Origin of the sequence: Cryobacterium sp. M15, assembly GCF_002929675.1 — a bacterium.
In the GTDB taxonomy this organism is placed as follows: domain Bacteria; phylum Actinomycetota; class Actinomycetes; order Actinomycetales; family Microbacteriaceae; genus Cryobacterium; species Cryobacterium lyxosi.
In genome coordinates this window covers 1-20,199 of record NZ_PJJW01000034.1, presented here as the reverse complement: position 1 = coordinate 20,199, position 20,199 = coordinate 1, and the positions used below count along the sequence as shown (strand labels likewise).

Genomic DNA, 20,199 nt, shown 5'->3' with positions numbered 1-20,199 from the left:
AGGCCGCCATCCCTCAGGGACGGCGGCCTGTTTCGTTTCTCCCTAGGCTTCGAACCGGTACCCGAGACCGCGCACGGTTACGAGCATGACCGGATCGGATGGGGCTGCCTCGATGCGTGAGCGGATGCGTTTGATGTGCACGTCGAGCGTTTTCGTGTCACCAAAGTAGTCGGTACCCCAGACTCGGTCGATGAGCTGGCCGCGGGTCAGCACGCGACCGGCGTTTCGCAGCAGGAACTCGAGCAATTCGAATTCTTTCAACGGCATGTTCACGAGCTCGCCGGAGACTGTCACGGCGTGCCGTTCCACGTCCATACTCACGGTGCCAGCCGTGAGCATGGTGTCCACGTCGGCTGCACTCTGATCCTCGTGCCGACGCAGCACCGCACGAATGCGGGCGACCAGTTCGCGCGTTGAATACGGCTTGGTGACGTAGTCATCAGCTCCGAGCTCAAGACCAACGACGATGTCAATCTCGGAATCTTTTGCGGTGAGCATGATGATGGGTACGGTCGACCGAGTTCGGATCTCTCGGCACACCTCGGTGCCGGGGATGCCGGGCAGCATCAGATCGAGCAGAATGAGGTCGGTGCCGTTCTGGTCGAACTCGCTGATCGCGCTCGGTCCGTCTTCGGCGACGACGACCTCATAGCCCTCGCGTTCAAGCAGAAAGCTCAACGGTTCGCTCAGGGCGCTCTCGTCTTCAACTAAGAGGATGCGTGTCATTGTGTGTCTCCTGCGGTCGCACGAGCGACCGTTCGCGGTTTGTTCGGGCGTGGTTCGATGATCGGTGCAGCCGCCTCCGGAAGGCGGATGGTGAAAGTGGATCCGCTGCCAGGCTGCGACCAGACGCGAATGTCGCCGCCGTGGTTTTGCACGACGTGCTTGACAATGGACAGGCCGAGGCCTGTCCCACCGGTATGCCGCGATCGAGCCTGGTCGACGCGGAAGAAGCGTTCGAACACCCGGTCGAGGTCGCTCTCGGCGATGCCGACTCCCTGGTCGGTAACGGTGATCTCGACGATGCCCTTCTGCAGGCGCACGCCGACGCCCACTCGCGACCCCTCGAGGGAATAGTTCACCGCGTTTGCGACGAGGTTATGCACGGCGACGGTGAGTAGAGCTTCGTCACCGAACACCCGGGCCCCGGACTTCTTGCCGATGACGATCGTGATGCGCTCGGCCTCGGCGACGACCCGACTTTGATCGACCGCTGCGGCGACGATGTCGTCGACACTGAGAATCTCCGGTTCCGCGAGGGCATCCTGCGCCTGCAACCGGGACAGCTCGATGATCTCCTGGGTGAGGCGGCCGAGCCTCGCCGACTCCGTCGTCAACCGGTTGGCAAAGCGGCGAACCTGCTCCGGTTCATCCGCTGCCTGGTTGAGAGCCTCGGCGAGCAGACCGACGGAGGCGATGGGGGTCTTCAGCTCGTGGCTGATATTGGCCACGAAGTCGCGGCGCACCTCGTCGAGGCGAAAGGCTTCGGTGCGGTCCTCAGCCAACATCAGCACATAGCGCGTGCCGAGTCGGGCCAGGCGCACCCGAAAGCGCATGCTTGCGTCGCCGAACGGGCCGCGGGACAGCACCAGGTCTTCGGAGATCGGCTCGCCGGTCTGCCGTACCTGACGGGCGAGTTCGAGTAGTTCGGGGTGCACCAGCTGCTGGTTCCAGACCAAGCCCAGAGTGAGAGCGCCCGGGCTGGTCTTGATGACGTTGTTCGACGGGTCGAGCACGACCCCAGCGGTCTCGAGGGCGTCGAGCACCTGATCGATACCGTCGGGCACAGCGGGGTTGACGACATCCGCAGCGCGGCGGCCGTGATGCTCGGCGACATGTATGAGCGACACGAAACCCGCGCCGACACCGAGTCCGAGCGCCAGCGACAGCAACACCAGCCACGTCGATTCCATCTCTACAGATTACTGACAGTATCCGTCCCCCGTTCGCAACGCACCTGCGCCGGACCCTGTACTTTAGTTAGTGTTCAAGTGGGCGGCACCTGCCGTTAACCTAAATTCGACACCATAAAGCGGTGGCCAAGGCTGGTCACACAGATCGTGCGTGTTCGCGCGGCCGAAAGGATCACCCTATGCGCGATGTATTCCAACAGGAACTCGCCGAAGTTCAACACCGACTTGTCGATATCGCCCGGCTCGTCGCGATTTCTATGGACAAAGCAACACGCGCCTTCAACGAGAGCGACGTGAGTCTGGCCGAAGAAGCCATCACCGAAGACGAGAAGATCGACGAACTCACCGTTGAACTCGATGAACTCGCCATCACCATTCTCGCGCGCCAACAGCCGGTCGCCCGCGACCTGCGCATCGTGGTCAGCGCCCTACGCATCAGCGCCTCTCTCGAGCGGATGGGCGACCTCGCCACCCACATCGCCCAGCTGGCCCGGTACCGGTTTCCCGACAAGGTCATCCCCAAGGGTCTGCGCGGCACCTTCGCCGAGATGGGCGCCCTTGACGTGGTCATCGCGAACATGCTCACCGAGTTGCTCACCAACCAAAACATGCAGCTCGCCGACAAGATTCGCCACGAAGACGACAAGGTCGACGCCCTGCACCTGAGCGTGTTCGACGCCGTGCTCGGCGAAACCTGGAAGGGACTCGCCGCCGACACGGTCGACGCGACCCTGGCCAGCCGTTACCACGAACGTTTTGCTGACCACGCAGTCTCCATCGCCAAAAAGGTGCAGTACCTCGGCACGGGCGCCTGGCATCAGGACGACCGCGACTGAATTCTTGATCAAGAAAGGCCCCGGAGCATCCGCTTCCGGGGCCTTTCTTTGTAGGTTCATTGCGGCCATATTCGCATAACTCCTGCAATTTCTGCACCGACAGCGGGCCGACCGCGTCATCACGCGGGACGTGCTGCGGTGTCGAAGAATTTGCAGGAGTTATGAGAATGAACCGGTGTACACCGGGCCTGTCGCGTGGGCGCGCAGGCTACTTCGTGTTGCCCTGGGCGGCCACGGCGGCCGCGCCGGCCGCAGCAGCTTCGGGGTCGAGGTACTCCCCCGGTGCGAGCGGCATGAGGTCCTCGCCGAGCCGGTAGACGAGCGGAATTCCGGTGGGGATGTTCAGCTCGGCGATGTCGGCGTCGCTGATGCCGTCGAGGTGCTTGACCAGGGCGCGCAGGGAGTTGCCGTGCGCGGTGACCAGCACGGTTTTACCCGCGCGCAGGTCGGGCGCGATGTCGGACTGCCAGTAGGGCAGCATCCGCTCGACGACGTCCTTGAGGCACTCGGTGCGGGGCAGGTCGGAGCCGAGGCCCGCGTAGCGGACGTCGTGCGCCTGCGAGAACTCGCTCGAGTCGTCGAGTACGGGCGGTGGGGTGTCGTAGGAGCGGCGCCAGAGCATGAACTGCTCCTGGCCGAATTTTGCCTGGGTCGCGGCCTTGTCAAGGCCCTGCAGCCCGCCATAATGGCGTTCATTGAGGCGCCAGGAACGCCTCACCGGAATCCAGGAGCGGCCGGACTCGTCGAGCGCGAGATTCGCGGTCTGGATAGCGCGGGAAAGCAGGCTGGTGTGCAGCACGTCGGGCAGCAGGCCGGCATCCCGCAGCAGCGCGCCGGCGCGCGCGGCTTCACTGGCGCCCTGCTCGCTCAGGGGAACATCCACCCAGCCGGTGAACAGGTTCTGCTGGTTCCAGGTGCTTTGGCCGTGGCGGAGGAGGACGAGTGTGTATGGGGCAGGCATGTGCCAACTCTATCGAGCGGCGGGGTGGCCTCAGTGACCGGGCGTGCGGATGCCCAGGCGAGGCAGACGGGGGATGTCAGCAACGGACCCGGCCGACTGCGGCACGATAATCTCCTGGCTGGCCGAGATGGAGATCCCCTCGGAGGCGACGTACAGCGTCGACGCAGCCGGAATGGTGCGCTTGATCACCGCGAGCGCGATCGGCCCGAGCTCGTAGTGGATTCCGCTCGAGGTGATGACGCCGACGGTGACCCGCTCGGCTTCCTGCTCGGGCCTGACGCGGTCGGCCTGGACCGGGTCGCCCGGGGCAGGCAGCACGCCCTCTGATCCGTCGAGGTGCAGCATGACCAGCCGGCGCGGCGGGTGGCCGAGGTTGTGCACCTTCGCGACGGTTTCCTGCCCGCGATAGCAGCCCTTGCTCAGGTGCACGGCGGTGCGCAGCCAGTCCAGTTCGTGCGGGATACTCTTCTCATCGACCTCGCGGGCCCGGCGCGGCCGCCAGGCGGCGATGCGCAGCGCTTCGAGGGCGAGGAGTCCTGCGGGTTTCACGGACGAGGTAGCTGCGGCGCCGGTGGGCGTGACGGTCACGGTTCCGGCGGCCAGGGCATCGCGCAGGGCCGGCAGGCTGGCCCGGGCCACGAGGGTTTCCGTGTAGGTCCAGTGGGTTCCGGGGTGCTCAGGGGTTTCGGCGTACTGGTAGCCGCCGCGGGCGACGTGCGCCCACGGGTCCAGCCAGGTCAGCGGCACGTCGTTCGGGGCTGCGGGAGCGATGCCGACGGTGGCGGGGGCATCCGTCATGGCGCCGATTGTGGCGTAAGCGAGAGTGTGGTCGACGACCTGCACGCGCAGCATGAACTTCATGCGGTCGAGGAATTTCTGTAGGCCGGGCAGCTCGGCAGCCTCGATCAGAAGCCAGGTCTCGACGCCGTCGTCGAGCACGCGGATGGCGTATTCGAGACGTCCGGTGGGGTCTAGCAGCAACATCTCGGTGGATTCGCCCGGTGCAAGGCTTTTCAGTTCCTGGCTGGCGATGGAATTGAGCCAGGTGAGGCGGTCGGGGCCAGCGACGGAGAGCACGCCGCGGTGGGACAGGTCGACGATGGAGCTGCCGGCAGCGAGCGTGCGCTGCTCGATCATAGGGTTGCCGTAGTGCGCGGCAACACCGGCGTCGATTCCTTCGGCTTGCACCGCGCCGGGCAGGCCGAGCAGCGGGGAGGAGGTCGGGGCCGGGTCAGTCATGTCGCTCAATTCTGCCGGCCCGGGTTGTGGGCGGCCATCGTGCTTCGATGCGTGGGTCATCACTATCAACAGTACGACCACGCGATTTATTCGGTGGAGGGCGGGCGCACGAACTTCACCGCGCGACCGNTATGGCCCTGGGCCCAGTTTATAAACTGGGCCCAGGGCCCGGGCCCGGGCCCGGGCCCCGTCCAAGAGGGTGGGGTGGGGGCGGTGGGGGCGGTGGGGGGCTATTGCACTCGGGCCAGGCGGCCGGAGGCGTGGGTGCGCAGATCCTGGCCGAGGGCGGCGATATCCCAAGCCCAGAGCAGGTGGTTGTCGACCAGGCCGTAGAGGCGGGTGGCAGCAGCGTAGGGCTTGGCGCCCGCGGTGCGCAGCACGGCATCCGTTGCGAGATCGATGCGCGGACCCTTGACTTGGCCGAGGTAGAGCTCGGCCACACCGCCGGGATGCACGAGGGTGACCTCAATGTCGAAGCCGCCATCACTGTTGCGCAGCGTTTCGACGGCGGCAGCCGAGGTGAACGGACGCTCGCCCGTTCCTGGCAACATGCCGGGGCCGGGGTCGCCGTCACCCTGGTGACGGCTGAGCCGCCAGTATCCGGTTTCGGTGACCAACGGTGTTTTCTCGTCGGACATCATCTCGGGTGGTAGCGCTTGAGGCAGTGCGGGGGCCACGCCGTCGGCATCGGTTTCGGCAGGAGCGGACGGGCCAGCGGATGCAGCGGCATCCGTTTCGTGGGAAGCGACCTCGGGCTCAAGCCAGGTATAGGAGCTGTAGTTCAGGTGTGGCAGGCCGTCATGGCTGAAGCTGATGCGGTGGCCGAAAGTACGACTGACCGACTCTTCGCCGATCTTGTATTCGAGTACGCCGGAGCCTTCCCACACTCCGATCAACCAGGAGAGCGGAACGAGTTCGGACGGCAAACCGACCGGCAGGTCACGCATGCGTGGTTACCGCTGCCCCCGGAACAGCTTGAACACGACCATGCCCGATACCCAGGCGATCGACAAGCTGGCCAATCCGAGCAGGCCCAGGAAGAAAAGTTCAAGCGCTAACAGATCCATGCTAGTGAGTCTAGTGCGAGCGGTCAGATCGAGACGACGATCGTGGCCGCCACCAGAATAACGATGGCTCCGGTGATGCTCATGGTGACCCGTTTGACGTAGCCCTCTTTGGTTCGGGTGGCGATCTGCAGGCCCAGCGTAACGAGGGTGCAGACAGCCAATGTGAGGCCGATCCAGCTGATCTCCGACCCGTCGGTGGCGAGAATCGCGGTAAGAATTGCGCCCGCAATTGCCAGTACCCACACGGTCGCGATCGTTTTCCAGTGCCAGCTCACGTGTCTATTCTGCCTGACCGCCCGCGTTTCATGGCACGCTAGTATAAATTTCGAGATACTTGGAGGGCGCGAGTGGCGCAGTTGTTGATCCTGACCTCGGTGGCCAACAATGACGTGCTCCCCGCGCTGGCGTTGCTGTCACACAGCGCGAAACTGATTCCCGCCCAGGCGGATCAACTGATCAATGCGCCCGATTCAGATCTCATTCTGGTCGACGCCCGCAGCAACCTCGCCGCGGCCAAGTCGCTGTGCCAGATTCTGCGGACCATGGGCAGCTCCACTCCCCTGCTGCTGGTAGTCACCGAAGGCGGCCTCGCCGCTGTCAGCCCCGATTGGGGCGTCGACGACGTCATTCTCGACACGGCCGGTCCCGCCGAAGTGGATGCCCGCATTCGCCTGACCGCAGGGCGCCTCGCCCACACGGTGCCGTCGAACACGATTCGTGCCGCCGGAGTGGTCATCGACGAAGCAAGCTATTCAGCGAAGGTGCACGGCAAGCCGCTCGACCTCACCTACAAGGAGTTCGAGTTGCTGCGGTTTCTGGCGGCACATCCGTCGCGCGTTTTCACCCGTGAACAGCTGCTGAGCGAGGTGTGGGGCTACGACTATTTCGGGGGAACCCGCACGGTCGACGTGCACGTGCGGCGCCTGCGCGCCAAGCTCGGCGACCAGGAGTCGCTCATTGGCACGGTGCGCAACGTCGGCTACCGTTTCACTGTGCACGAAGAAAACGATGAGCGGGTTCCCAATTCTGTCCGCGCTTAGTACAGCGGATGCCGCTGGGCTGGCTACCTTTCACCAGGTCGCCGATTCCGCGCTGGCCTTCGACGGCTACGCGCCGTTCAACGAGCAGGCGCTGTATGACCTGCAGGCGGGCCGGCGTACCGCCTATCTGGTGCGAATGAACGAACTCGTCGTCGGGGCGTCGCTGGGAGGGCCGGGCGAGATTGACCTCGTGATCAGCCCGACCTATCGGCGGCGCGGGTACGGGCGCATGGCGGCGCACGAACTCGCGCAATCCGAGCCGGATGGCGTGACCGCCTGGTCGCACGGCGATCATCCAGCAGCCCGGGCGCTCGCGAGCGAGCTGCATTTCGTCGCTGCGCGCACGTTGCTGGAAATGCGCAAGCCCCTGCTTGACGAGGCGACGGCATCCGCGCCGTGCACTGATGAAGATATTTCGGCGTTCCGGATGGGGATTGACGAGCCGGAGTGGGTGGCGCTGAACGCGCTCGTGTTTGCAGCACACCCGGAACAGGGCGCTATCACCGAGGCTGACCTGGCGGCGCGGCAGGCGGAGTCGTGGTTCAACGCCGATGACTTTCTGATTTTACGCAACGCCGACGGCCGCATGATCGGCTACAACTGGCTCAAGGTCGATGGGACGATCGGCGAGATCTATGTGGTGGGGGTGCATCCGGATGCCGCTGGCCGCGGCCTGGGACGAGTGCTCATGCAGGCCGGTCTGCACCGCCTGGCCGACGCTGGGTGCACGACCGCCTCGCTCTATGTCGAGGCCGACAGCTTCGGACCGGTGCACCTGTATCGGACGCTGGGTTTCGTCGACCACACGGTCGACGTGCAGTACCGCCGCCTCACCGACTGAAGGCACCTCACGGGTCGCCATGCAGGTCACGGCCGGAAGAAAACCAAAGTTGGGGAGCAGCGCTGCGCGCGCGTGACACGCGACACGCCGAAAAGTCAACGGCTGCCGGATTATTTCGCCAGACGTTCACCCCGTTCGTCGCGGTGGCGTGACCAAGGGTGTCAGGATGGTCAGATGGACGGCGAAATCACCCAAGCAGACTCGGGACTCACAGACTTCGATGACGACTTTGACCCACTCATCGAAAAACTTGACCCGGCGCTGCCCGACGACCGCTACCTCGACCGCGAACTGAGCTGGCTCGCCTTCAACCAGCGCGTTCTCGAACTGGCCGAAGACGAGAGTCTGCCCGTGCTGGAGCGCACCAACTTTCTGGCCATCTTTGCCAGTAACCTCGACGAATTCTTCATGGTGCGTGTCGCTGGTCTGAAACGTCGTATCCTCACCGGACTCGCGGTACCGACCAACGTGGGTCGAGCTGCCCAGGACGTGCTCAGCGACATCTCGGCGGCCGCCCACGCCCTGCAGAATCGCCACGCCCTCGCCTTCCAGAAACTCGTGCGCCCCGCCCTCGCCAACGCCGGGGTCGACGTCGTGGCCTGGGAAAGCCTGGATGACGCCGATCGCCGATCACTGCGCACCTATTTCTCGAACCAGATCTTTCCGGTGCTGATGCCCCTCGCGGTCGACCCGGCGCATCCGTTTCCCTATATCTCCGGCCTGTCACTGAATCTGGCTGTGCGGGTGCGCAACTCCAAGACCGGCAAGCAGGAGTTCGCCCGGCTCAAGGTACCGCCGATGTTGCCGCGGTTTGTGCGGGTGGATCGCACCGAGTCGGTCGACTGCATTCGCTATATCGCGCTGGAGGACCTGATCGCCAACCAGCTCGGCGACCTGTTCCCGGGCATGGAAATTCTGGAACACCACGTCTTTCGGGTCACCCGCAACGAAGACGTCGAAATCGACGAAGACGAAACCGAGAACCTGATCAAAGCGCTCGAGAAAGAGCTGCTGCGCCGCCGGTTTGGCCCGCCCATTCGGCTGGAGGTCACCGAAGACATGGACGACGTCACCCTCGGGCTGCTCGTGCGTGAACTCGACGTGACCGAGCAGGAGGTCTATCACCTGCCAGCGCCTCTCGACCTCGGCGGCCTGTTCGACCTGCGCATCGACCGCCCGGACCTGCACTTCGTCAAGCACGTGCCCACAACGGCCGCTCAGCTGCTGCCGAGCGAGCCGAACGCCGAGCAGGACATCTTCGCAGCGGTCGCCAACCGCGACGTGCTGCTGCACCATCCCTATGAGTCGTTCGCGACGAGCGTGCAGACTTTTCTCGAGCAGGCCGCCGCCGACCCGAACGTGCTCGCCATCAAACAGACGCTATACCGCACCTCGGGCGACAGCCCCATCGTCGAGGCACTCATCGCCGCCGCCGACAGCGGCAAGCAGGTGCTCGCCCTGGTCGAGATCAAGGCCCGATTTGACGAACAGGCGAACATCACCTGGGCCCGCAAACTCGAGAAGGCCGGCGTGCACGTGGTCTACGGCCTGGTGGGCTTGAAAACACACTGCAAGCTCGCCCTCGTGGTGCGCTACGAGAAGGGCGTGCTGCGGCACTACAGCCACGTCGGCACAGGAAACTACAACCCCAAAACCAGCCGTATCTACGAAGACCTCGGACTGCTCACAGCCGATGCCCAGGTTGGCAAAGACCTCACCCGCCTGTTCAACGAGTTGTCGGGTTATGCCATCGAGAAGAAGTTCAAGCGGCTGCTGGTCGCTCCGTTGCACCTGCGGAAGGCCTTGCTCAAACACATCGCGATCGAGACCCAGAATGCGCTCGACGGTAAGACGAGTGGCATCCGGATCAAGGTCAACTCCATGGTCGACGAGGCCATCATCGACGCGCTGTATCGGGCCAGCCAGGCCGGCGTACAGGTAGACGTCTGGGTGCGCGGCATCTGCAGCCTGCGACCCGGCGTCGCGGGCATGAGCGAGAACATTCGAGTGCGGTCCATTCTGGGCCGGTACTTGGAACATTCGCGCATCTTCTCCTTTCACAGCCTCGGCGGCACCCAGGTGTACATCGGCAGCGCCGACATGATGCACCGCAACCTCGATCGCCGGGTCGAGGCGCTCGTGCGGCTGGTCGATCCTGAGCACCTGGTCGAGATCGACGAACTGTTCGAGCGAGCGATGGATCCGCGCACGTCAAGCTGGTGGCTCGACGAAACCGGCCAGTGGACCCGCCACGACGTCGACGAAAAGGGCGGGCACCTGAGCGACATGCAGAACAAGCTGATGCGGCAAATCAGTGCGCGCAAGCGGCCGACCGGACGTCGCTAGTGGCCGTCAAGGCTAACGACCCCGCCGTTTACGCCGCCGGCGCCGTCTGCTGGCGACTGGTCGAGGGTCGCATGCAGGTGCTGCTGATCCACCGCACGGTACACGGCGACGTGACCATTCCCAAGGGCAAGGTGGACCCGGGCGAAACGCTGCCCCGCACCGCGGTGCGCGAAGTAGAGGAAGAGACCGGGCTGGCCGTGGCCCTCGGTGTGCCGCTCGGCGTGTCGCACTACGACATGCCAGACGGCCGCACCAAGATCGTGCACTATTGGGCCGCCGAGATTACGCCCGATGCCATCGCGCACTCCACCTTTGTGCCGAACGGTGAGGTCGCCGCCATTGAATGGGTCACCATCAAGAAGGCGCGTACCTATCTGAGCTACCCGGCCGACGTCACCATTCTCGAGGCATTCTCCGCTTTGGTCGACGCTGGGGTGACCCGTACCTTCGCACTGATCGCGCTGCGGCACGGCAAGGCGGCGCCGCGCACCGGCGCCCTGCCCGACGCGCGTCGTCCGCTGACCGCTCGCGGCGTGAAGCAGGCGGCGAGCCTGGTCGACACGATCATGGCGTGGCGCCCGCTGCGCATAATCTCGAGCACGGCAACGCGATGTGTCACGACCGTGGCGCCGCTGGCTGCCGCCACGGGTATCCCGATCAAGCAGACCGACCTCATCAGCCAGGACGCACTCGAAAGCGGCGAAGCGGATATTCGCGGCGTCGTCGGCAAGCGCGTGCGGGCCCGCAAGACGGCCGTGCTCTGCAGCCACGGGCCCGTACTGCCGGAGATTTTGCGCGAGGTCGCGCTCGCGACGGGAAGCCAGACGTCGTCGGCACTGTCGGAGGCAGCGAACCTGGACACCGGTGGATTCACGATCGTGCACTTGTCGTCGGAGAATCCGGCGGCCGGCATCCTCGCGATAGAAACATACCCCGCGACGGCCTAGTCCGGTCAGCTGACGCGTGACGCGAGCCGGTGCGGAAGCCGCGAGCATCGTCTGATCACGCGCGAGACCCCACTGATGAGGGCCGTAGATGCTTCAAGCGTTATCTCTCGTTTACCTTCTGTTTACCAATAGGTCGGGCGATGGTTACTTCAAATCCCTAACGTCGTTTACGGGCCAGCACCGGCTTGTATAAGCACACACAGTCTTGTCAAAACCCTGAAAGGGAATACACGTGAACTTCAAGCGTTTCGGCCGCCCCGCGGTCATCGCCATTGCCGCAGGTCTTGCTCTCTCGTCCTGTGCAGCAAACGAAGGAGCCACCCCGGCGTCCGACGAAGCATCCGCCAGTACCCTCACCGGCACCCTCAACGGCGCCGGCGCCAGCTCGATGGATGCCGCCCAGCAGGCCTGGATCGCCGGTTTCCAGACCGCCAACACCGGCGTCACGATCAACTATGAGCCCTCCGGCTCCGGCGGCGGCCGCGAAGCCTTCATCGCCGGCGGCACCGACTTCGCCGGCAGCGACTCCTACATGAGCACCGACGAGCTCGCCGGCGTGTTTAACTCCTGCGCTCCCAACAGCAAGGCTGTCGACCTGCCGGTCTATATCTCCCCGATCGCAGTGATCTTCAACGTCGATGGCGTTGACGAACTCAACATGGATGCTGACACGCTCGCCAAGATCTTCTCCGGTGCGATCACCGCATGGGACGACGCGGCCATCGTTGCGCTGAACCCCGACGCAACGCTTCCCTCCGATATCATTCACGCCGTACACCGCTCAGATGACTCGGGTACCACCAAGAACTTCACCGACTACCTCGGCCAGACCGCACCGACCGTGTGGACCGAAAAGGCCTCGGACACCTTCCCGTTCCCCGGCGAAGGCGCGAAGGGCACCTCGGGCGTCGTTGACGCTGTCACCAACGGCACGAACATGATCGGCTACGCCGATGCCTCGCAGGCCGGCACGCTCAGCACCGCCAAGCTCATGGTCGGCAGCGAGTTCGTGGCTTACACCCCCGAGGCCGCGGCCGAGGTTGTCGCCGGATCGCCCCTCGTGCCCGACCGCGCAGCCGATGACCTGGCGCTCGACCTGAACCGCAAGACCACCAATCCGGCGGAATACCCGCTGGTGCTGGTGAGCTACGCGATCGTCTGCAACGAATATGCGGACGCAGCACAGGGCGAGCTCGTCAAGGCTTACATCGAATACATCGCCAGCGCTGACGGACAGGCTGTTGCTGAAAAATCCGCCGGTGTCGCACCACTGACGGACAAGCTCGAAGCCGACGTCGCTGCGGTTCTCGCGACCGTCAAGTAACAACTCCACACACCTGCCCGGTCTGTTCTCGCACACCTGCGAGGGCGGATCGGGCAGACTGGGGTGTACGGCCAGTTGCGTCCAGCCGCATGGCACCCCCGTTTTACATACTTTCACCAGCTCGACGCTTTTAGGAGACCGGCATGACCACCGCTGCCGCCACGACCATCAAGGCCAGGCAACGCCCCGGCGACCGCATCTTCTCGTCGGCCACCGTGATTTCCGGAAGCCTGATCCTCGCCATGCTCGCCGCCGTGGCCATCTTTCTTCTCGTCGAGAGCCTGCCCGCGTTCGTCGCAGGGCCAGACGACTTCAGCGGAGACGTCACCAATTTCTGGTCGTACGTGGGTCCGCTCGTCTTCGGCACGATCTACTCGGCCGTTCTGGCACTGCTTATGGCCGTTCCGGTCGCCCTCGGAATCGCCCTGTTCATCTCACACTTCGCACCGCGCAAGCTCGCGCAGGGCCTCGGCTACCTGATCGATCTGCTCGCCGCCGTTCCCTCGGTGGTCTTCGGCCTTTGGGGCATCGGCGTGCTGGCGCCACTCGTGCAGCCGTTCTACACCACCATCGTGGACTGGTTCGGTTGGTTCACCCCCCTAGCCGGCCCGGCTTCGGGCACCGGCCGCACCATCTTCACCGTGTCGATCGTGCTCGCCGTGATGATTCTGCCGATCATCACCGCCATCTGTCGCGAGATCTTTCTGCAGACCCCGCTATTGCATGAGGAAGCGGCCCTGGCCCTCGGTGCCACCCGCTGGGAAATGATTCGAATGGCCGTGCTGCCGTTCGGCCTGCCCGGCATCATCTCGGCGTCGATGCTCGGTCTCGGCCGTGCCCTTGGCGAGACCATGGCCGTGGCTATGGTGCTCTCCCCCAGCCCGGAAGTGATCTTCCAGCTGCTCACCGCGCAGAACTCCAACACCATCGCCGCGAATATCGCGCTGAACTTTCCGGAGGCGCACGGCGTCGGTGTGAACATTCTGCTCGCGACCGGCCTCGTTCTGTTCATCGTGACACTGCTCGTGAACATGCTGGCCCGGGTCATCATCAACAGCCGTAAGGCATTTTCGGGAGCCAACTGATGTCATCCGTTCTGGAAGCTTCACCGCTGACGAACTCGCTCACCGCCGGCAAGCTGCCCCGGCGCGCGTCGCTGTGGGTTTTGCTCGCCAGCTGGGCCGTGTCGGCCGCCTTCTTCGCGATGCTTTACCTGTCGGCAGCGGTAGACGGCTTCAACATTGTGGGCACATTCGTGTTCGGTACCGTGCTGTACTGCGTGGCTATCTATGTGCTCTCCCGCCTGGTCGAGGGCTCGCGCAAGGCCAAAGACCGGTTGATGACCGCGCTGGTGACCGCAGCGTTCGTCATTGCCCTGTTGCCGCTCATCTCGATCATCTACACGACCACCGTGAACGGGCTACCCGCGTTTCTCACGCCGACGTTCTTCACCTCTTCGCAGCGCAACGTGGTGGGCGCAGGCGGCGGCGTGCTGCACGCCGTCATCGGCACGCTTTTGGTGACCGGCATGGCCACGCTCATCTCGGTGCCGATCGGGCTCCTCGCCGCGATCTATCTCGTGGAATATGGTCGCGGACGCCTATCCAGGGCCATTACCTTCTTCGTGGATGTGATGACCGGTATCCCCTCGATCGTTGCAGGGCTGTTCGCCTTCGCCCTGTTCGCGCTTTTGTTCGACGATCCCGGTATTCGCTTCGGTTTCGGTGGAGCCATCGCGCTGTCGGTGCTGATGATTCCCGTGGTGGTGCGCTCGAGCGAAGAGATGCTCAAGCTCGTGCCGAACGAACTGCGTGAAGCCGCTTTTGCACTCGGGGTGCCGAAGTGGCTGACCATTCTCAAGGTCGTGCTGCCAACATCCATCGCCGGAATTGTGACCGGAGTCATGCTGTCGATCGCCCGTGTGATCGGTGAGACGGCGCCGCTGTTGATCATTGCCGGGTTCACGTCGAGCATGAATTACGACCTGTTCAGCGAGCGCATGATGACCCTGCCGGTGTTCGTGTACACCCAGTACGCCAACCAGGGCGCCGACTCGCAGGCCTTCATCGACCGGGCCTGGGCCGCGGCGCTCACCTTGATTCTGATCGTGATGCTGCTCAACGGCCTCGCCCGCCTGATCGCCTACTGGTTCTCGCCCAAACTGGGCCGCTAATTTTTCATTCAGTATAGAAAGGGACTTATGTCCAAGCGCATCGAAGTCAACGACCTCAACGTGTACTACACCAATTTTCTAGCCGTCGAGGGCGTCTCGATCGTCATCGAGCCGCGCACGGTGACCGCGTTCATCGGGCCGAGCGGTTGCGGTAAGAGCACATTCATTCGCACGCTCAACCGCATGCACGAAGTCATCCCCGGCGCCCGCGTCGAGGGTGAGGTGCTCATCGACGGCAACAACCTCTACGGACCGGGCGTTGACCCCGTGCTCGTGCGTCGCCAGGTGGGCATGGTCTTTCAGCGACCCAACCCGTTTCCGACCATGTCGATCCAGGACAATGTGCTGGCCGGCGTGAAGCTCAACAACCGTCGCATGTCGAAATCGGATGCCGACGACCTCACCGAAAAGGCCCTCCGCGGCGCCAACCTGTGGAACGAGGTGAAGGATCGCCTGGGGCGCCCCGGATCGGGCCTGTCGGGTGGGCAGCAGCAGCGACTGTGCATCGCCCGCGCCATTGCCGTCGAGCCCGACGTGATTCTGATGGACGAGCCGTGTTCGGCGCTCGACCCGATCTCGACGCTGGCCATCGAGGACCTCATCGAAGAGATGAAGCAGGAGTACACGATCGTGATCGTGACGCACAACATGCAGCAGGCTTCGCGGGTGTCTGACCGTACGGCGTTCTTCAACATTGCGGGCACCGGCAAGCCGGGCAAACTCATCGAGTACGACGACACCACGACGATCTTCTCGAACCCGACCGTGCAGGCGACCGAGGACTACGTGTCTGGACGGTTCGGGTAACCCTCCCTCAGCCGCCGAACAGGGCGGCGCCGAAGGTAGCGCGGCCGGCGAGCAGCGTGGCAGCCACGGGCATCCGTTCAAAAACGGCATCGGAGACCTGTAGCGGGTCACCGTCGAGAACGGCAAGGTCGGCGATGTCGCCAACGCGCAGGTGGGTGCGGCCGCGAGCTGACGCGGCCAGTGCCTGGCTACGGGTAATGACCTGGTCGGGGCGCCAGGCTTCTCGGCCGTCACTACGAGCCCGGGACGACGCTGCGCTCATGGCGGTGAGGGGGTCGAGGGGGGCGACAGGGGCGTCGGATCCGAAGGCGAGGGTGGCGCCGGCGTCGAGCAGCGAGCGCAGGGCGAAGACGCGGTCGGCTCCGGCGGCCCAGTTGGATTCGATGGTGTCGCGGTCGTCGAGGGCTTGCTCCGGCTGCACGCTTGCCGTGACACCCAGACGGGCAAAGCGGACGAAATCCTGGGCCTGCAAGAACTGGGCGTGTTCGATGCGGCCTGCGGTGCCGCCGGGGTTGTCACGGCCGATGGTGCCAGCGCGCTCGAAGGCGTTGAGGGCGACGGTGTTGGCCGCGTCGCCGATAGCGTGCACCGCGGGCAGCAGCCCGGCTTCCCGCGCCTTCAACAGAATCTCGGTGAGCTCGTCTTCGCCCACGACGAGCACCCCGTGCCCACCGACCGGGTATTCGTTGACGCAGAAGGCCGTGCGGGTGTTCAGCGACCCGTCGATGAGCAGCTTGAGCGGCCCTACGCTGAGCAGGCCGCGGGTGTCTGCGATGAGGTCGCCGGTGTGCATCCGCTCGTCGACGGCGCGGTCAAGGTCGGCCACGTAGACGCCGGCATCGATGCGAAGGGCATCGAATCCGCTGCTGATGCGGCGCTGCCACGGGTCGCGGTTCCAGGTCATTTCAAAGTCGACGACACCGACGACACCGCGGGCGGCGGCCCGGCTCCCGGCCTGGGCGGTCAGAACGTCGACTTCGGCATCGGGTAGCTGGCCAAGTGCCAGGGTGAGGTCGAACGCGGCCTGCTCCCTCAGCAAGCCGGACTCGTCGACGTACACGTCAAAGCGCACAGCGGCCGCGCTGTTGAGCCAGACGCAGTGCAGGTCATGGCTGATCAAAGCGGTCGGATGCCCCTCTGTCGCCTCATCGAGGCCGCGCAGGGTCGGCCAGTCAGCCCAGGTCGCGTCGCGAAATCTCACTCCGATCAACGGGGTCGACTGCGCGGCCGTGGTGATCTGCGCGCGCACGAGCCCGAGGGCCTCATGGGCCGAAGAGGCCGCGGAGAGGTCGAACCGGGCTCCGGCGAGCGCCCACTGGGTCATGTGCACGTGTTCATCCCACAGGCCGGGAATGACGGTGCGGCCCTCGAGGTCGATGGTGGGGGCATCCGTTTTGGTGTGTGCAGGCGCGATCTGCGTGATGACTCCGTCTGAGATATGCACGTCGCAGAGCGTGCTGTTGCCGGGCTGCGTGACGGAGCGCAGAACGAGATCGGGCATGGATCGTCTTTCACTCAAGGGGCAATGTGTCCCCTTGCCACAGTACAGGCGGGTGAGCGGTGGATCCGTTGACCAGTTTCGACTCCTTCGGCGAAACTTTCACTTTGCTCGCGTACGCGTAGCGAGCCAGACCAGCGAGGCAACGGCCCGCGAGAGTACCGCACGAGACTTTCAATGAGAATTCGTCAGCAACCCGTAGATATCTACGGTAGAAATCGCTACGGTATGAGGCGTTCAAGGCACACATTCACCTCGATCCGTGCCGAACCGACCGTTCTGACAGGAAATCTCTCATGCTCAAGAAGCTTTTTGCAATCACCGCCCTCGCCACGCTGGCCGTCTTCGCTGTGCCAGCCGCAGCATCCGCTGTAACGTACGTTCCGAACGGCAGTTCGAGCCCGGAGGTGACCGGCGCCGTTGTCCCTCCGGACGAGGGGTATGTCGGCTCCGAAGAGGCATACGTGGGCTACGTCGGGCTTGCCTCCACGGGCTATGACGCCTCCGTGCTGGCGATTTCGGGCGGAACCGCCGCGCTGCTGCTCGGGCTGACCTTCGTCACCACGACCGCGGTGCGACGGAAGCGCGCCGAAGGCGCGGCGCGCGCATAAAGCGGGTGCCAGCCGCCCTCGTGGCACCGTCTAGGGACGAGCGCACTCCAAGGAACCGGTGCCCTCGTCCCTCAACGGTGCCGCGAGCGCTCAACACCTGCCCGGTGGGAAAACGGCGGGTGTCGACCCGGAATGATACTGCCAGCAGCCCCGAAAACCACCCGGCGCTGGACCCGACACTAGGCGCTCGGCGGAGCGATCTTGAGGGACTGCAGTTTCTCCTGGAGCACTGCACCGATGCTTTCGCTGTAGGTCGCGGTGAGATGACTGGAGTCGGCGTACACGGCTGATTTGTCAACAAAGGCGGGGCATAGAGCCTCAATGCAGAACCAGGACTGGGTGTTGATGAACGTCGTGCCAGCCATGGTCGCGGCGCTCGCTTCGGCACGAAGAAGAACCTTCCAGTCGTCTTGAATCGAACGGATGCAGTTGCCCGGCTGAGACAAGGGGGTGTAACACGACTGCAGATTTTCTGCACCGGGAGGGGTCATAAGGCTGACTTTCGACGCGCGTGCGGGCAGCTCGGCAAGCGCGGCCGCGTAGGCAGCGGTCCATTCGGATTCCGCGGCCGGCCCTTCAGCCTGAGACGCCAGTCGTTTGATGGAGAGAAAGGAATCGGAGAGGATGATCAGGTCAGGGTCCAGTTGCCGCACCTTCTGCTGCGCCCAGTCGGTGAATGATCCACACTCGTCAAACACTGTGTCCCGGGCACGCGGGTCGAGGACATCCGTTCGCGCGATTGGGCAACTCTCCTTGGTGAGTGCCTGTATCGAGTAGCCGAGGGGTTCGAGCGCCGAAATCACGGCCGGAAGCCAGCTGGTGGCGATGGAATCGCCCAGCACAACGGCGGTGCGTGTTGGAACAGCTGCACCGTAGGAGCACAGATCGAGATTGCGATCGGTGACGTTCAGACAGCCATTTTCGGTCCATTGCGGAACACGCTGATCGGCTAAATTGACGATGGGCGGGTTGAACTCCGGCCACGTTGAAGCCAATAGCGCCGATGAAAGCTGCGCCTGTACGGCGTCGGCCTGCGGCGCTAGGGAGGCAGCCGTCGAATCTTTGGGAGCCGCCGGCACGTAGCCAGCTGCGGGGTTGGGTGACAGCGACGGGAGGATTGCGAGGAAGACGACACCGAAGGCCACGAGCGTGGCGCCGGCAAGCCCGTTGCGTTTTAGTGCGGGGCCGTGCTGTCGCCGCCAGGCGGACCACTCAAAACGGCGGCGCTGGCGGGACGTCTTGCCGCCGAGCCACGGTGATTTATGCAGGGGCCGCTCGACCAGGTTGTAGGCGAGCACCGAAAGCACCGCGATGCCCACGAGAACGAGGACGTAGTACCGAAGCGAAGACGGCGAAATCAGCGTACCGGCCAGAATGATGACCGGGAAGTGCCAGAGGTACAGGGAATAGGAAATGTTGCCGAGGTAGACGCTGACCCGGTTAGTCAGCGGATAGAGGAAACGCTGTTCACCCCCGATGCCGGCTGCGATAACGAGGGCTGCGGCGACGACCGGGAGCACAGCCCACGGCGCAGGGAAAGGCAGGGTTTCATTGATGACGAAGATCGAGAAGACGATCCCGAGCAATCCCACCCACGCGAGAATCGGACGCGCTCGCGCCGGAATCTGTGACCACCACGGCGACGTTATGGCGATGAGCGCGCCCACACCGAGTTCCCAAGCACGTGTAAAGGTGGAGAAATAGGCCAGGGTCGGGTGGGCTTGCGTGTCGAACATGGCCCACCCGAACGACACGACGATGATGAGTGCCATGACGACGCCGGTGACAAGACGTCGACGATTAACCCCCACCTTGGCGGCGACGATCAACACGGCGAGCATCAGCCCCGGCCAGACAAAGTAGAACTGTTCCTCGACGGAGAGGGACCAGTAGTGCTGCAGGGGTGAAATCGGGCCGTCCGCCAGAAAATAGTCCGTGCCGGCGGCCGCGAAGTGCCAGTTCGCCGTGAAGAAGAATGCCCAGATCGCATCCCAGAACGTCTGGTCAAACCGGCCCCTGTTGAACAAGAGCAATGCCGCGCTAAGGGTGACCAGCAAAACGAGCGTCGCTGCCGGGATGATGCGCTTGATGCGGCGTTGATAGAAGACGGTGAAAGAGATGTGATTTGTTCGCTCATGCTCGCGCAGCAGTAGGCCGGTGATGAGGAAGCCGCTGATTACGAAAAAGACATCGACACCCACGAAACCGCCGGACGGCCACGCCCAGATATGGTCGAAGATGACGGCCACGACGGCGAGCGCACGAAGTCCTTGAATATCGGAACGGATGCCGCTCGGTTTATTCTCCTGCGCCCGTGGGATCTGAGCAGTGGGCGACATTGTTCTCCCTGCGATTGGGGGTCAGTGTACATTCAGCGCCGGATGCTCAGGTGCTGCAGGATGGCGGCCAAGGCCTCAAAAAGACCGTGATGAGTCGAGGGTAGTAGATCATGAGGATTGCGCGCCATTCGTTTCGGCTTGTCGATGGCGTGGCACCCCGGAAGAGAACGTGCTGGGCTGGGGTGCGCGAAGAGGCGGGCCTCGCGTGCTGTGTGCACGTGGGGCCCGCCTGGTTCCTGCGAGGGAGTTCTGGGGTG

Annotated in this window: 18 protein-coding genes; 10 read left to right on the top strand and 8 right to left on the bottom strand. The window is 64.1% G+C overall.

Going from position 1 to position 20,199, the window contains the following annotated elements:
* Positions 1 to 42: 42 nt before the first annotated feature.
* Together CXY83_RS05840 and CXY83_RS05835 are read right to left on the bottom strand one after the other, a co-directional pair.
* A complete protein-coding gene (locus CXY83_RS05840; RefSeq protein WP_104196452.1) occupies positions 43 to 726 on the bottom strand; it encodes a response regulator transcription factor in 684 nt (227 codons plus the stop codon).
* Positions 723 to 1,913 carry a cell wall metabolism sensor histidine kinase WalK gene (locus CXY83_RS05835; RefSeq protein WP_104196451.1) on the bottom strand — a complete coding sequence of 397 codons (1,191 nt, stop codon included), beginning with the start codon at positions 1,911 to 1,913 and terminating at the stop codon, positions 723 to 725. The genes CXY83_RS05840 and CXY83_RS05835 overlap by 4 nt, the downstream gene beginning before the upstream one ends.
* A 179-nt stretch (positions 1,914 to 2,092) precedes the next feature.
* On the opposite strand from CXY83_RS05835, the gene phoU reads away from it, so the two are divergent.
* Complete coding sequence (gene phoU, locus CXY83_RS05830; RefSeq protein ID WP_104196450.1) at positions 2,093 to 2,749, top strand: phosphate signaling complex protein PhoU; 657 nt, start codon at positions 2,093 to 2,095, stop codon at positions 2,747 to 2,749.
* A gap of 208 nt (positions 2,750 to 2,957) precedes the next feature.
* Here phoU and CXY83_RS05825 read toward each other — a convergent pair whose 3' ends face one another.
* The 4 genes from CXY83_RS05825 to CXY83_RS05810 all read right to left on the bottom strand — a co-directional run bounded on the left by CXY83_RS05825 (position 2,958) and on the right by CXY83_RS05810 (position 6,291).
* Positions 2,958 to 3,710: a phosphoglyceromutase gene (locus CXY83_RS05825; RefSeq protein WP_104196449.1), complete on the bottom strand. Its 753-nt coding sequence runs from the start codon at positions 3,708 to 3,710 to the stop codon at positions 2,958 to 2,960.
* 30 nt (positions 3,711 to 3,740) lie between these two features.
* A complete protein-coding gene (locus CXY83_RS05820) occupies positions 3,741 to 4,949 on the bottom strand; it encodes a folate-binding protein YgfZ (protein ID WP_104196573.1) in 1,209 nt (402 codons plus the stop codon).
* Between the two features lie 230 nt (positions 4,950 to 5,179).
* A complete protein-coding gene (locus CXY83_RS05815; RefSeq protein ID WP_104196448.1) occupies positions 5,180 to 5,896 on the bottom strand; it encodes an FABP family protein in 717 nt (238 codons plus the stop codon).
* Between the two features lie 143 nt (positions 5,897 to 6,039).
* Positions 6,040 to 6,291, bottom strand: a complete 252-nt coding sequence (locus CXY83_RS05810; RefSeq protein ID WP_104196447.1) for a hypothetical protein — start codon at positions 6,289 to 6,291, stop codon at positions 6,040 to 6,042.
* Between the two features lie 72 nt (positions 6,292 to 6,363).
* Here CXY83_RS05810 and CXY83_RS05805 point away from each other — a divergent pair, with 72 nt between their 5' ends.
* The 8 genes from CXY83_RS05805 (at position 6,364) to pstB (ending at position 15,494) form a co-directional block, all read left to right on the top strand.
* Complete coding sequence (locus CXY83_RS05805) at positions 6,364 to 7,056, top strand: response regulator transcription factor (protein ID WP_104196446.1); 693 nt, start codon at positions 6,364 to 6,366, stop codon at positions 7,054 to 7,056.
* The gene (gene mshD, locus CXY83_RS05800; protein ID WP_104196445.1) at positions 7,025 to 7,897 is read left to right on the top strand and encodes a mycothiol synthase; all 873 of its coding nucleotides are present in this window, start codon (positions 7,025 to 7,027) and stop codon (positions 7,895 to 7,897) included. Before CXY83_RS05805 ends, mshD begins: the two co-directional genes overlap by 32 nt.
* Before the next feature lie 174 nt (positions 7,898 to 8,071).
* The gene (locus tag CXY83_RS05795) at positions 8,072 to 10,243 is read left to right on the top strand and encodes an RNA degradosome polyphosphate kinase (protein ID WP_104196444.1); all 2,172 of its coding nucleotides are present in this window, start codon (positions 8,072 to 8,074) and stop codon (positions 10,241 to 10,243) included.
* Positions 10,243 to 11,190: an NUDIX hydrolase gene (locus CXY83_RS05790; protein ID WP_255408737.1), complete on the top strand. Its 948-nt coding sequence runs from the start codon at positions 10,243 to 10,245 to the stop codon at positions 11,188 to 11,190. The genes CXY83_RS05795 and CXY83_RS05790 overlap by 1 nt, the downstream gene beginning before the upstream one ends.
* 232 nt (positions 11,191 to 11,422) lie before the next feature.
* A complete protein-coding gene (gene pstS, locus CXY83_RS05785; RefSeq protein WP_104196443.1) occupies positions 11,423 to 12,514 on the top strand; it encodes a phosphate ABC transporter substrate-binding protein PstS in 1,092 nt (363 codons plus the stop codon).
* A 143-nt stretch (positions 12,515 to 12,657) separates the two neighbouring features.
* On the top strand, positions 12,658 to 13,599 hold the full coding sequence (pstC, locus tag CXY83_RS05780; protein ID WP_104196442.1) for a phosphate ABC transporter permease subunit PstC: 942 nt from the start codon (positions 12,658 to 12,660) through the stop codon (positions 13,597 to 13,599).
* Complete coding sequence (gene pstA / locus CXY83_RS05775; RefSeq protein ID WP_104196441.1) at positions 13,599 to 14,687, top strand: phosphate ABC transporter permease PstA; 1,089 nt, start codon at positions 13,599 to 13,601, stop codon at positions 14,685 to 14,687. Before pstC ends, pstA begins: the two co-directional genes overlap by 1 nt.
* A 27-nt stretch (positions 14,688 to 14,714) precedes the next feature.
* Positions 14,715 to 15,494 carry a phosphate ABC transporter ATP-binding protein PstB gene (gene pstB / locus CXY83_RS05770; protein WP_104196440.1) on the top strand — a complete coding sequence of 260 codons (780 nt, stop codon included), beginning with the start codon at positions 14,715 to 14,717 and terminating at the stop codon, positions 15,492 to 15,494.
* Between the two features lie 7 nt (positions 15,495 to 15,501).
* Here the strand turns inward: pstB and CXY83_RS05765 are convergent, their stop codons facing one another.
* Positions 15,502 to 16,995, bottom strand: coding sequence for an amidohydrolase (locus CXY83_RS05765; RefSeq protein ID WP_104196439.1), 1,494 nt, complete (start codon positions 16,993 to 16,995; stop codon positions 15,502 to 15,504).
* Between the two features lie 293 nt (positions 16,996 to 17,288).
* On the opposite strand from CXY83_RS05765, the gene CXY83_RS05760 reads away from it, so the two are divergent.
* Entirely contained in the window at positions 17,289 to 17,603 is a 315-nt protein-coding gene (locus tag CXY83_RS05760; protein ID WP_104196438.1) for a hypothetical protein, read from the top strand.
* Positions 17,604 to 17,782: 179 nt separating this feature from the next.
* On the opposite strand, the gene CXY83_RS05755 is transcribed toward CXY83_RS05760, so the two are convergent.
* A complete protein-coding gene (locus CXY83_RS05755; protein ID WP_104196437.1) occupies positions 17,783 to 19,942 on the bottom strand; it encodes an acyltransferase family protein in 2,160 nt (719 codons plus the stop codon).
* Positions 19,943 to 20,199: the final 257 nt, after the last annotated feature.